The 267-nt window shown below is 36.0% G+C and carries 1 protein-coding gene; it reads right to left on the bottom strand.

All coding sequences use genetic code 11. The features are described from left to right. A partial coding sequence (locus tag AAEY62_RS22740; RefSeq protein ID WP_350636684.1) for a lytic murein transglycosylase occupies positions 1-245 on the bottom strand: 245 nt, incomplete at its 3' end. Positions 246-267 lie beyond the last annotated feature (22 nt).

Below are 267 nucleotides of genomic sequence, written 5' to 3'. Positions count from 1 at the left end.
ACACGTTTAGGTAAATAGGTTTCAAGCGTTTCTTTGACTTCTGGCTGATTTTTATCAGCAGATACTATTTTTTCTTTATAGCTTGCACCAGCAAATGCTTGATCAATAAGCTGGCTGTCGTAACCCTTTGCAATTGCTTCTTGCTTTAAAGCGTCCAAATATGTTTGAAATTCAGCTTGGGTTTTTGCCATTACAGATGTGCTTAAACATACTCCACATAAAATTATGGCTAATTTTTTAATCATTCTCGGCTCCGTTTTCTTTTCG

Origin of the sequence: Pseudoalteromonas sp. GW168-MNA-CIBAN-0100, from assembly GCF_040309225.1 — a bacterium.
Classification (GTDB): domain Bacteria; phylum Pseudomonadota; class Gammaproteobacteria; order Enterobacterales; family Alteromonadaceae; genus Pseudoalteromonas; species Pseudoalteromonas arctica.
Note: the sequence above shows the minus strand (reverse complement) of the source record. Positions and strands in the feature narration are given on the sequence as shown.